A 13,205-nucleotide genomic window follows, 5' to 3' on the forward strand; every position below is an offset into this window, starting at 1 on the left:
GGTTACCTCCACTCATTGCCGAACTCGGCTTCGAGCTCGTCGATCTCTGCTTGGGACAGGGACACCAGGGGCAGATCGGACGGGGTGTGCCCGCCCGCCGTGCCGCTGTCGCCCTCGGCCTGCGCGGCCAACTCCTCGAACCAGCGGTCCGCGAGGGTGCTCACGTCGTCCTCGGACCAGATGCCGGGGGCCCACGACCAGGTGGTGTCGAGCCGGCCGTCCTCGGTGGTCACGGCGGTGATCTCCAGACCGTGGGCCACGGGCATGGCGGGGTCGTGCACGGCACCCAGGTCGCGCAGCCCCTCCGGCGCGGGCGAGAAGTCGCCGTCGTCCGAACGGGCTGTACGGCCCAGGTAGTTGAAGCCGACCTCCGGGGCCGGGAGGGACGCGAGGAGCGGGCCGTTGTCCGGGTCGAGGTGGCGCAGCAGGCCGTGTCCGATGCCGCGGTCGGGGACGGACCGCAGCTGTTCCTTGACGGTCTTCAGGACCTGCGCCGGGTCCTCGGCGTCCACTCCGGACAGGTCGAGCCGTGCCGGTACGACGCTGGTGAACCAGCCGACGGTACGGGACAGATCGATGCCGTCGGCGATCTCCTCGCGGCCGTGCCGCTCGATGTCCAGCAGCAGGGACGGGTGCCGCCGCCATCGGGTGAAGGCTGCCGCCAGCGCGGCGATCAGGACGTCTTCGGGACCGGCGTGGAATGCCGTGGCAGCGGTGGTGAGCAGGTCGGCGGTGACCTCGGCGGGGAGGACGCGGGTGAGGTGGCGCATCGCGCCGACGACATCGCGCCGGGGATCGGGCAGCCGCGCGCCGAGCCGGGGCCCGGGGTTCTCCGACACCGTTCGCCAGATGTCCAGTTCGGCCTGACGTGCCGGCGTGCGGGCCTCTCGCTCCAGCAGACGGGCCCAGTGCCGGAAGGACGTACCCCGCGCGGGCAGCTCGTACTGGCGCCAGGCGGTGGCCAGGTCGGAGCACAGGATGCGCCAGGACACGCTGTCCACCGCAAGGTGATGGACCGTCAGCAGCAGTCGGCCGGCGACGCGGGGGCCCGCGTCGAACCACACCGCGCGCAGCAACTCGCCCCTTTCCGGGCGGAGTCGTGACGCGGACTTGTTCAACAGATCGCCGAGGTCCGTCGCCGGTCCGGTGACGCGCTCCAGCACCGTGGCCGCGTCGACGGTCCCGGGCGGCGGCACCTGCGCCGTCCGTCCGTCGGGCGCCAGGCACAGTCGTAGCGTGTCGTGATGGTCGAGGACCGCTTGCAGCGCGGCCGTCAGCCGCATCTCGTCCGCGCCCGCGGGGGTGACGAGCAGGACGGACTGGCTGAACATCCCGATCGAACCGCCTCGTTCGAGCAGCCGGCGCATGGCCGGAGTGAGGGGCAGCGTGCCGGTCGGCGCGTCCTGTTCCTGATCAGGACCGGTGGCCGGCCGTCCTGCCGCCGTGGCGGCGAGACCGGCGACCGTACGCTGCTCGAACACGTCACGCGGGGTCAGCCGCAGACCGGCGGCGAGCGCGCGGCTCACCAGGTGGATGGAGGTGATGCTGTCGCCGCCGAGGTCGAAGAAGCCGTCGTCGACGCCGATGTCGTCGGCGGGGATCTGGAGGACCTCGGCGAACAGGTCTCTGAGTGCCCGCTCCTGGACGGTGCCCGGAGCCCGGCCCGGCGTCGGCCCGGAGGCGGCCGGTGCGGGCAGCGCGGCCCGGTCCAGCTTGCCGTTGGGCGTCATCGGCAGGGCGTCCAGCGCCACGAGTGCCTCGGGGACCATGTGGGCGGGCAGCTGCCGGGCGGCGTGCGTGAGCAGGGCGGGGCGGTCGGCCTCGGCCGCCCCGACGACGTATCCGACCAGACGCCGTACGCCGGCCCGGTCCTCGGCCACCACCACCGCCGCCTGGGAGACGGCGGGATGGGAGGTGAGCACGCCCTCGATCTCGCCGGGCTCGATCCGCAGGCCGCGGATCTTCAGCTGGCCGTCGGCCCGCCCGCGCAGCTCCAGGATGCCGTCGGCCCGCCACACGGCCAGGTCACCGGTCCGGTACATGCGCCCGCCGGACGACCCGAAGGGGTCGGCGACGAACCGCTCGGCGGTCAGTCCCGGCAGCCTCCAGTAGCCGCGGGCCACGTGGTCGCCGGCGACGTACAACTCGCCCTCGACGCCGACCGGTACGGGGTTCAGGCGGGCGTCGAGCACGTACGCCTGGGTGTTCCACATGGGGCGGCCGACGGGCACCGGACCGGTCGGCAGGTCGTCGCCGGGTTCGATGCGGTGGTCGGTGCAGCCGACGGTGAGCTCGGTCGGGCCGTAGTGGTTGATCAGACGCACGTCGGGGTGGTTCCGGCGCCAGTCGCGCAGGGACTCGCCGACCAGCGCCTCACCGCCGAGCATGAACTCCTCACCGGGCGACAGGTCGTGCGGCAGGGCGGGCAGCAACGGGAGATGGCTGGGGGTCGCCTTGAGGAAGGTGTAGCCGCCGTCCGCCGGCCGCGCGCCCGCCTCGTGGAAGCCGGCGATGTGCACCCGGCCGCCCGCTGCGAGCGCCCCGTGCAGGGTGGTCACGGTGGCGTCGAAGGACATCGTGGCGTGCAGCAGCGAGGTGCCGCGCAGGCTGGGATAGGCCTCGACGCAACGGGCCAGGTAGGTGGTGAGGTTGCGGTGCTCGACGACGACGCCCTTGGGGCGGCCGGTGGTGCCGGAGGTGTAGATCAGGTAGGCGCAGTCGGCGGGCCGGGCCTCGGGGAAAGGCATGTCCGCGGCGTCCGGGACCGCGTCGGCATCCACCACGGGACAGTCGGCACGGAGGCCGAGTCGGTCCCTGGCGATCAGGCACACGGGGTCCGCGTCGGCGAGCAGGGAGGCGGTGCGCTCGGCCGGGTGCTCCGGGTCCAGCGGCAGATAGGCGGCGCCCGCCTTGAGGACGGCGAGCACGGCGACGGCGAGGTCGACCGACCGGGGCAGCGCGAACGCGACGATCCGCCCCGGACCGGCACCGTGAGAGGTCAGGACGCGCGCCAGCCGGTCGGCCCGTACGTCCAGTTGACGGTACGTCAGAACAGTCCACGCGTCCTCGACCGCGACGGCGTCCGGCGCCTTTGCGGCGCGCGCTTCGAACAGCCGGGGAAAGGTGGTGTCCGGCACGTCACGTGCCGTGTCGTTGAACTCGGCCAGCAGACGGCGGCGTTCGCCGTCGTCAAGGATGCCGAGGGTGCCGATGGGCCGGTCGGGCTCGTCCACGGCCGCCCGCAGCAGGCGCTCCAGCCGGGCGGCGAGTTCCTCGGCGGTGTTGCGGTCGAAGAGATCGGCGCTGTACTGGAGGGTGCCTTCGATACCGCCCGGGGAGCCGTCGGCGGTGCGGTGTTCGCCCAGGTTGAAGGTCAGGTCGATCTTGGTGGCGCCGGTCTCGACGGGCAGTGTGCGGGAGTTCAGGCCGGGCAGGTCGAGGCGGGTTCCGGAGGTGGGGCGGAAGGCGAGCATCACCTGGAAGAGCGGGTGCCGGGCGAGCGAGCGGGGCGGGTTGAGGGCCTCCACCAGGTGCTCGAACGGCAGCTCCTGGTGGGCGTAGGCCGCCAGATCCGTCTCCCGGACCCGGTCGAGCAGTTCCCGGAAGGCGGGCTCCCGCGAGGTGTCGGTGCGCAGCACGAGGGTGTTGACGAAGCAGCCGACCACGTCGTCCAGGACCTCGTCGGCGCGGCCGGCCACGGGCGTGCCGAGCGGGATGTCGGTGCCCGCGCCCAGCCGGGTGAGCAGGGCGGCGAGGCCCGCCTGGACGGTCATGAACACCGTCGTACCGGTCTCGGCGGCCAGCGCGCGCAGCCGCAGGTGCAGGTCCGCGTCCAGCCGGACAGGGATGTCGCCGCCCCGGTGGGTGGCGCGGGCGGGGCGTGGACGGTCGGTGGGCAGCGGGAGTTCGTCGGGGAGCCCGGCGAGCGCCTCGCGCCAGTGGTCGAGCTGACGGTCCCGCTCGTCGCCGAGCACCTGATGCTGCCAGACGCTGTAGTCGGCGTACTGAACGGGCAGCGGTGCCCGGTCCGGCTCGCGTCCCTCCAGGCGTGCCCGGTAGGCGGTCGCCAGGTCGCGCAGCAGAGGGTCCAGGGACCAGCCGTCGCAGGCGATGTGGTGCAGTACGAGCAGGAGCACATGGTCCTCGGGGCCGAGCACGAGGAGGTGCGCGCGCAGCGGGGCCTCCTCGTCGATCCGGAAGCCCACTGCGGCCGACTGCCCCAGCCGGTACGGCAGGTCGGCCTCGGTCACGGCATCGAGGACGTGCAGGTCCGGCGTGAACGGCTCCAGCAGCCGCTGGAGCGGCAGACCGTCGGCCTCCGGGTAGACGGTACGCAGGATCTCGTGCCGGGCGACCAGGTCGGCGAGGGCCGCGCGCAGGGCGTCCAGGTCGAGGCGACCGCCGGTCAGCCGTACGGCGAGCGGGATGTTGTAGGCCGCGTTCGGGCCCTCCAGACGGTGCAGGAACCACAGCCGCCGCTGGGCGGACGACAACGGGACCTCGCCCGGGCCCGTGCGGGGAGTCGGCCGCGGGGCGGGCCGTGCGGCCTTGCCGGCTCCGGCCAGCAGCCTGGCCAGCCCGGTCGCCGTGGGAGCCTGGAAGACGTCCCGCAGGGTCGGTTCGACGCCGAGGACGGTGCGGATGCGGCCCAGCAGACGCAGGGCGAGCAGCGAGTGACCGCCGAGCGCGAAGAAGTCGTCGCGGGGGCCGACGTCCGGCAGCCCGAGCACGTCGGCGAAGAGGGCGCACAGGACCTGTTCGTGCGGGGTGCGCGGGGCGCCGTGCGGTTGCGGGGCGGCAGCGGCGGGGGCCGCGGGCAGCGCGGCCCGGTCGAGCTTGCCGTTGGGGGTCAGCGGCAGCCGGTCGAGGACCACGACGGCCGAGGGGACCATGACGTCGGGCAGGCGGGCGGCGAGATGGCCGCGCAGGACGTCCGGGGCCGGGGCGGTGCCCTGCGGGCACACCGCGTACGCGACCAGCCGCCGGTCGCCGGGCCGGTCCTCCCGGAGGACGGCCACCGCCTGGGTGACCTCCGGGTGGGCGGCGAGGGCCGTTTCGATCTCGCCGGGTTCGACGCGGAAGCCGCGGAGCTTGATCTGTCCGTCGGCGCGGCCGTGGAACTCCAGCTCCCCGTCGGCCGTCACGCGCGCCCGGTCGCCGGTGCGGTACATACGGGCGCCGGGCGGGCCGTGGAGGTCGGCGACGAAACGTTCGGCGCTCGCGCCCGGCCGGCCCAGATAGCCGCGGGCCACGCCCGGACCGGCGACGTACAACTCCCCGACCGTGCCGGGGGGAAGCGGCTGAAGGGCCGAGTCGAGCACGTACGCCCGCATGCCGTCCATCGGGCGGCCGATCGGCAGCGGGTCGGGCACCGGCGCATCCGCCCTGCACGGCCGGCAGGTGGCGAACGTGGTGGTCTCGGTCGGGCCGTAGCCGTCGGTGACCGTCAGCCCCGGGCAGGCCGCCAGGACCCGGCGCACGGCGTCGGCGGGGACGGCCTCACCGCCGGTCCACACCTGGCGCAGCCCCGCGAAACAGCCCGCGTCCTGCTCCGCGGCGAGGCGGAACAGCCCCGCCGTGAGCCACAGCGCGGTCAGCCCGTGCCGCTTGGTCAGGCGGGCGACGGCGGCGGCGTCCACGTCCTCGTCCGGCCCGGCGACCACGGCGGTGCCGCCGTTCAGCAGCGGTACCCACATCTCGTACGTGGAGGCGTCGAAGGCGGTCGGCGAGTGCACCAGCACGCGCGTGTGCGCACCGTCGCCGAACGCGGAGTCGGCGGCCAGGGCGGTGACATCGAGGTGGGTGACGGCGACACCCTTGGGGACACCGGTGGAGCCGGAGGTGTGGCTGACGTAGGCGAGCTGGGCCGGATGCACGAGCACGGCCGGATCCGTGTCGGGTTCGTCGGCGAGTGTCGGATCGTCGGCAGCGACCACGACCGGGACGGCGTACGACTCGGTGGGCGTGGTGGGCGTGGTGGGCGTGGTGGGCGCGGTGGGTATGGTGTCGGTCAGCAGGACGCTCGCGCCGGCCCCGGCCAGGATCTGCCGGGTGCGGGCGGCCGGTGCGCGCGGGTCGAGGCCGACGTAGGCGCCGCCGGCCTTGAGCACGGCCAGCAGTGCGGCGAGGAGGCCGTCGGACCGTCCCATCAGCACCGCGACACGGTTCTCCGGCCGGACGCCGAGGGCGATCAGCCGGTGCGCGAGCCGGTTGGCCCGGGCGTTCAACTCCCGGTAGCTGACGGTACGTTCGCCCTGGACGACCGCGGTGGCGTCCGGGGCGGCCAGCACGTGGGACGCGAACATCCCGGGTACGGTCGTTCCGTCCCCGGGCGCGGTGGTACCGGCGAGCTGCGCCAGCCCCCGCTCCTCCGGCAGCGTCACCTCGATCCGCCCCACCGGGGCGCCGATCACGGCCGCCGCGGCGAACTGCTCGACGAAGCGGGCGAAACGCCGCTGGTGGGCGGTGAGTTCGGCCTCCGTGTAGTGGGCGGGGCCGGCGTCCAGGTCGATGCGGATGCCGTGGCCGTCCGACCGGTCGTACACGTTGAAGGCGAGGTCCTCGACGGGCCCCGTGGACAGGTTGTGCCGCGTGGTGGCGTGCCCGGCGAACCGCAACTCGGGCCCGAAGGCCATGATGTTGACGACGGGGCCGAAGAACCGCCGCTCACCGTGCGGCCAGGCCGGCTCCCGGCGCAGGTCCTCGCCCCGGTAGCGCTGGTGCGCCAGCAGGTCCCGGGTGGCCGAGGCCGCCTGGCGTACGAGGTCGTGGGCGGCGGTGTCGGGCCGTACGGACAGCCGCAGCGGAAGCACGTTGGACGCCATGCCCGGCGTGGCGAGTTCGGTCTCGCTCTCGCGGGCGGTGACGGCGAGGCCCAGGACGATGTCCCGGGCTCCGGTGAGCCGGTGCAGGTACGCGGCGGTAGCCGCGAGCACGACGCGCGACCAGCGGGTGCCGGACTGTTCGGCGGCCTCGAGCACCCGGTCCCCCGCGGTCTTCGGGAGATGACCGGTGCGGCGCAGGAAGCGCCCGGCGATGTGCGGCGCCCGGGCGGACAGGCTGACCGGCTCGGGGCGGTCGGCGAGCGCCGTCGTCCAGAACTCCCGGTCCGACGCGATCCGTTCGCCGGTGCGGTAGGCCTCGTCCGACTCGGCCAGCGGAGCGAGGGGCGCCCGGGGCGGGGTGTGGGGCGTGCCCGCCACGAGAGCGGTGTAGGCGTCGGCGACCCGGCTCGCGATGAGGGAGCAGCTGTAGCCGTCGACGGCGATGTGGTGGTAGGGCTGGTACCAGATCCAGTGGGCGTCCGAGAGCTTCAGCAGCGCGTATCGGAAGAGCGGGGACCGTTCGAGGTCGAAGGGTGTCGCGAAGTCGGCGGCCATCCAGGCCTCGGCGGCCGAGAGGGGGTCGGGTTCGTCCGTGAGGTCGACGACGGGCAGGTCCCAGGCGGGGCCGGCGTCGACGAGCTGGCGGACGGCGCCGTCGACGACGGTGAACCGGGCCCGCAGCGTCTCGGTGGCGGCCACCACCTGCGCGACGGCCGCCCGGAAGCTGACGGGATCGACGGGGCCGTGGATCTCGGTGTACTCGCCCACGTTGTAGGCGGGCCCGGCGGGATCGAGTCGCTGTCCGAACCACATCGAGCGCTGGGCGGCGGACACTTCCAGGTCTCGGGAGACGGTCATCGGGCCGCCTCCGTGGCGGCCGTGAGGCCGGTCGAGTGTTCTGCCACGAGTTCGGCGACAGCCCGGGGACCTGCCTCGCGGCCGGGCCAGGGAACCCGCAGCCAGGGCTCGGCGGGTATCAGTGCCAGGTCGCGGGCCTGGCGGGCCCGGCCGCCTCCGGTGATGTTGAGCAGGACGAGTTCGTCGCGACGGACCCGGCCGTCGTGGACCGCCTGTGCGAGGGCGGCCAGGGCCACACCGGCGCCCGGTTCGATGTCGATGCCCTCGACCTCCTCGAAGAGGGCCATGGCGTCGAGCGCGGCAACGTTGTCGGTGCACAGGACGTCGCCGCCGCTCTCGGTGAGCACGCCGCGGACCCCGCCGCGGACGGTGAACGGAGGCCGCCGGTTGGTCAGTTCACGGGCCAGCGGTTCGTGTTCGAGGCCGGTGTCGGCCGGGCCGGCGGATCGCCAGGCTTGGTACAGGGGCGCGAACGGCGCGTTCTGGCACATCAGCAGGCGGGGCAGCGCGTCGCCGGCGGAGCGCAGCCGGTGTGCCGCCTCGTGACAGCCGATCGCTCCGGTGCCGCTGCCGACGGCCTGTACATAGGCCTCCGGCAGGCCGCCGAGGGCGTCGGCGGCTTCCAGCATGACGGTGCCCAGTCCGTCCCGGCGGCCGACGTTGCGGGCGCCGCCCTCGGCGTGGTGGCCGGGCAGGGCGGAGATCAGGTCGGCGGCGGCGATGGCGTCGCTGTACGTGGCGGTGCCGTCGAGGACGACGATGCGGACGCAGGGGTCGAGCGGGGCGGGGAAGCGCATCCGCTCCAGGGCCGGGGCGGGCACGACCAGCAGGCAGGGCACCTGGTGGCAGGTGGCGGCCCAGGCGAAGGCCGCGGCGGTGTTGCCCGCCGAGGGAATCACCAGGACGGGCGGGTCGGCGGGCAGCCGGCCGAGCACGGTGTAGGCCTCAAGGTCCTTGAATGTGCAGGTCGGCAGGTACGCCCCGCGTTCCGGCCAGTAGCCGTTGAAGGCGACCCACAGCCTGTCGAGGCCGATCCGGTGGCCGAGCCGCGCGGCGTGGTGGACCACGGGACCGGGGGCTTCGGGGAAGGTGCGCACGACCGGCAGCAGCGGGGCGTGCCGGAACAGGCCGGTGCTTTCCCTTGTATGGGTTCCGGTTCTGTCGTACTCGGTGTGCAGGAATGCCGGCTCGTGCCGCCGGGAGCAGTCCAGGAGGAGGCCGTCGTCTTCGTATCGGGTTCCGCATGAGGAACAGACAACGGCGTAGTGGCGTGTTCCCGGACGTACTCCGGACATGTTTCCTTGCCTTCCGCAGTTCCGTGCTTCGCTGATCCATTGGACAGGTGTTCAGGGAAGGGCGGGCGTCCTGCAAATTGCTGTTGTCTGACGCGCAGTTGGCCAGGAGGAAGCGCTTACTGTGTTGCTTCTGTGAAGAAGTAACGATCGGCGGACTGTTCAGTTCCGCTTCATCTGGGCTTATCCGCCCGGCGATTGAGTAAGCGCTCACCGCGGAGAGCATCCGAGATGCTCAAGCCATCACGAAAGGGCGGTCGAAACATGCTCGATATGCCGGGGCATACGGCTGCGGAGAACAGAGCGGAGCCTTCCATCTGGCTTCCGTCTCATGTTCCGGTTTCCATTCTGCCATTGAATGGTAAAGGGCGGAATATCGACGCGGCCCAGGGGCAGGAGGAGTCGCCGTACGCCGAGCCGTCGCCCGGGTCGCTGCTCACGGCGTACCGGAAGATGGTGCTCGGGCGACGCTTCGACGAGCAGGCGACGGCGCTCGCCAGACAGGGCAGGCTCGCGGTCCACCCCTCCAGCCTCGGCCAGGAAGCCTGCCAGGTGGCCGCCGCGCTCGCGCTGCGCGCCACGGACTGGCTGTTTCCCACCTACCGTGACTGCGTCGCGCTCGTCAGCCGCGGGATCGACCCCGTCGAGGCCCTTACCTTGCTGCGCGGTGACGCCCACTGTGGCTACGACCCGGTACGGCACCGCACGGCACCGCAGTGCACCCCGCTCGCGACGCACGCCGCCCACGCCACGGGGCTGGCCCATGGCGAGCGCCTCAAGGGCGCGGACACGGTCGCCCTCGCGCTCGTCGGCGACGGTGCCACCAGTGAAGGCGACTTCCATGAAGCCCTCAATCTGGCGGGCGTGTTGCGGGCTCCGGTCGTCTTCCTGGTGCAGAACAACGGGTACGCGATCTCCGTCCCGTTCTCCGAGCAGTGCGCGGCACCGGGCCTGGCGTACAAGGGAGTCGGCTACGGCGTCCGCTCGGAGCACGTGGACGGCAACGACGCCGCGGCCGTGCTCGCCGTACTGACCACGGCCGTCGAGGACGCGCGGGCGGGCGGCGGACCGTGGCTGGTGGAGGCGCACACCTACCGGATGGCCCCGCACACCAGCGCCGACGACCCCTCCCGCTACCGCACGGCCGCCGAGGCCGACCGCTGGCGCGACCGTGACCCGGTGGCGCGACTGGAGTCGGCGCTGCGCGAGCGCGGCCTGCTGACCGACGAGGACGTGAAGGCCGCCGCCGCCGAGGCGGAGGCGTACGCGGCGGACGTACGCGAACGTCTGTCCGTGGACCCGGACCTGGACCCGGCGTCGCTCCTCGACCACGTCTTCGGCGCGCCGCCCGCACATCTGATGGAGCAACAGTCCTCTTTGCGGGCTGGGCTGGAGGACTGCTGACATGACCGCACGCGACACGACGATGGCCCAGGCCCTCAACTCCGCCCTGCGGGACGCACTGAGCGCCGACGAGCGCGTCGTCGTCTTCGGTGAGGACGTCGGGCGGCTCGGCGGCGTCTTCCGGGTGACCGACGGGCTGAGAGACGCCTATGGCGACCAGCGCTGCTTCGACACACCGGTGAGCGAGGCCGGTATCGCGGGCCTCGCGGTCGGCCTGGCGATGGCCGGGTGGCGGCCGGTGGTGGAGATGCAGTTCGACGCGTTCGCCTACCCGGCGTTCGAGCAGATCGCCTCCCACATGGCCAAGATGCGCAACCGCACGCGGGGTGCCCTCGCGCTGCCGGTGGTCGTGCGCATCCCCTATGGCGGCGACATCGGCGGAGTGGAGCACCACAGCGACTCCAGCGAGGCGTACTACGCCCACACCGCGGGCCTGAAAGTCGTGACCCCGGCGACGGCGGCGGACGCGTACTCGCTGCTGCGCGAGGCGATCGACGACCCCGACCCGGTGATCTTCCTGGAGCCGAAAAGCCGCTACTGGACCAAGGAATCCCTCGAACTCCCCGTCCGCACCGAGCCGTTCGGCACGGCCGCGCTACGCCGCCCGGGCCGTGACGTCACGCTCGTGGCGTACGGCCCGTCGGTCACGGTCGCCCTGGAGGCGGCCCGTCGTGCGGCGGACGAGGGGATGGACGTGGAGGTACTGGACCTGCGTACCCTTGTGCCGCTCGACGACCATGCCCTCACCGCGTCGGTACGGCGCACCGGCCGCTGCCTGGTGGTGCACGAGGCGCAGGGCTTCGCCGGGGTGGGCGCCGAGATCGCGGCACGGGTACAGGAACGCTGCTTCGACGAGTTGCGCGCACCGGTGCTGCGTGTCACAGGCCTCGACATCCCCTATCCGCCTCCCCTGCTGGAGAGCGCCCATCTGCCGGGTGTCGGCCGGGTCCTGGACGGACTGCGCCGCCTGCTGCCCGCCGGCGGGCCGGGCCGGGGCGTACGACGGGAGGCGGCTGCCACCGACGTGAGCGCGGGGGCTGATGGGACCGCGCGCATGGCGGCCGTCTCCGTCGGGACCTTCCATCTGCCGGACCTGGGAGAAGGGCTTGCGGAGGCCGAGGTGCTGGAGTGGCAGGTCGCGGTGGGCGACGAGGTCACGCATGACCAGACCGTCGTCGAGGTCGAGACCGCCAAGTCCGTCGTGACCCTGCCGAGTCCCTTCGCCGGGACGGTGACGGCCCTGCACTGCGACTCCGGCGAGATCGTCAAGGTCGGAGCGCCGCTGCTGTCGGTGTCCCGGGCACCGTCGGAGAACAGCGCGGCCGAGGAATCGGAGAACAGCTCGGCCGAGGAACCCACCGGGCGTTCGGGCGCGGTGCTCACCGGATACGGGACGGGGTCAGGGGTCGGCCTCGGACGGACCGCGACACCCGGTTCGCATCCGAGGACGGGCGGGAGCACGGCCCCCCGGTGGCCGGAACCGCGCCAACCGGGGACCCGCATACCCATGGACGCCGCCGCCGAAAAGTTCCTCCGCGCCCACCGCGACACACCCGCCGTCACCATATGGGCGGACGCCGACGCCACCGGTCTGCTCGCCGCCCGCGCGGCCCAGGGCACGGGCGTACTGCCGCTGCTGGCCCGTGCCTGCCTCGGCGGCCTCGCCGCGTTCCCCGAACTGAACGCCAGGGTGGACGCCGACCGCGCGGAGATCGTACGCATGCCGCAGGTACACCTCGGCTTCGCCGCGCAGACGGATCACGGGCTGGTCGTTCCCGTGCTGCGGGACGCCGACCGGCTGCCGTTCGACGGCCTCGCGGTCGAACTGCGACGGCTCACCGGCCTGGCCCGGCGCGGCGCGCTCCCCGCCGAACACCGCACCGGCGGCACCTTCACCCTCAACAACTACGGCGTCCTCGATGTCGACGGCGCCACCCCGATCCTCAACCACCCCCAGACGGCGATGCTCGGCGCCGGCCGTCTCCTCGACCGCCCCTGGGCGGTGAACGGCCGTGTGGAGGTGCGCAAGGTCGTCCAGCTGTCACTGACCTTCGACCACCGCGTCTGCGACGGCGGCACCGCGGCCGGATTCCTCCGCCACGTCGTCGAGGACATCACATCCGGGCGTTGCGGTGGCGCAACCGAATGCGGCGAGGGCTGAGGGGCACCGACCCTCCCTCTTCCGCGACCAAGGACGGAACCACCAGGTCAGATGTCTCACCGCGTGAGAAGGAGAGGCCCCGACAGCACTGAAAGACACGGACACGCTGGTCAGGGCCCGTCCTCTCAGTACTCGATGATGTTCACCGCCGGCCCGCCCCGTGCCGTCTGCTTGTACTCACCGACATGGGGGAGCCCTGCGCGACCAGCCCCTTGGCCTGCGGGTTCGGGGGATTTTCTTGGTCCATTCAGCCAGCAGGGACTTCTCAGGGACTTTCGGCTGGTGGCGGTCCTCCAGCCAGGCGTCCATGGCGGCAAGGCTGCGCTGACCTGCGGCGGGCATGAAGTGAGCGGAGGGGGCGAGGGTGGCCTTCGCGTAGACGGGGACGCGGCGAATGCGGTCTCCGTCGCGCCGCACCTGCTTCCCGGCGTGATCGGTTTTCACTGGCGTTCTTCCAGGGCGGTGGTTAGTGGCTCTGGATTGCGCTAGTGCAGAGTGCGCGGTGGAGCTGCCCGAACGGCGGCGACAATCTCGCGAGTCCAGGCCGCCGCCAGAGGAGTCACAGTCTGATCGACACCGCCCCAACCTCGACCGACTCTGAGCCCAACAGGGGCGTTGCCTCTGACTGGCTCCGAGCAGCTGCCCAGGTCGAACCGGGGACGAATC

General features: G+C 72.8%; 4 protein-coding genes. 2 read left to right on the plus strand and 2 right to left on the minus strand.

The window, feature by feature from the left end; all coding sequences use genetic code 11:
* Window positions 1-2: 2 nt before the first annotated feature.
* A complete protein-coding gene (locus tag KUM44_RS35695; RefSeq protein WP_217213905.1) occupies window positions 3-7,682 on the minus strand; it encodes a non-ribosomal peptide synthetase in 7,680 nt (2,559 codons plus the stop codon).
* Window positions 7,679-8,977: a cysteate synthase gene (locus KUM44_RS35700; protein ID WP_217213906.1), complete on the minus strand. Its 1,299-nt coding sequence runs from the start codon at window positions 8,975-8,977 to the stop codon at window positions 7,679-7,681. The genes KUM44_RS35695 and KUM44_RS35700 overlap by 4 nt, the downstream gene beginning before the upstream one ends.
* 270 nt (window positions 8,978-9,247) lie before the next feature.
* On the opposite strand from KUM44_RS35700, the gene KUM44_RS35705 reads away from it, so the two are divergent.
* On the plus strand, window positions 9,248-10,378 hold the full coding sequence (locus tag KUM44_RS35705) for a thiamine pyrophosphate-dependent enzyme (protein WP_217213941.1): 1,131 nt from the start codon (window positions 9,248-9,250) through the stop codon (window positions 10,376-10,378).
* Window position 10,379: 1 nt separating this feature from the next.
* Window positions 10,380-12,539, plus strand: a complete 2,160-nt coding sequence (locus KUM44_RS47795; protein ID WP_217213907.1) for a 2-oxo acid dehydrogenase subunit E2 — start codon at window positions 10,380-10,382, stop codon at window positions 12,537-12,539.
* Window positions 12,540-13,205: the final 666 nt, after the last annotated feature.

The organism is Streptomyces sp. AC550_RSS872 (assembly GCF_019049285.1).
GTDB lineage: Bacteria > Actinomycetota > Actinomycetes > Streptomycetales > Streptomycetaceae > Streptomyces.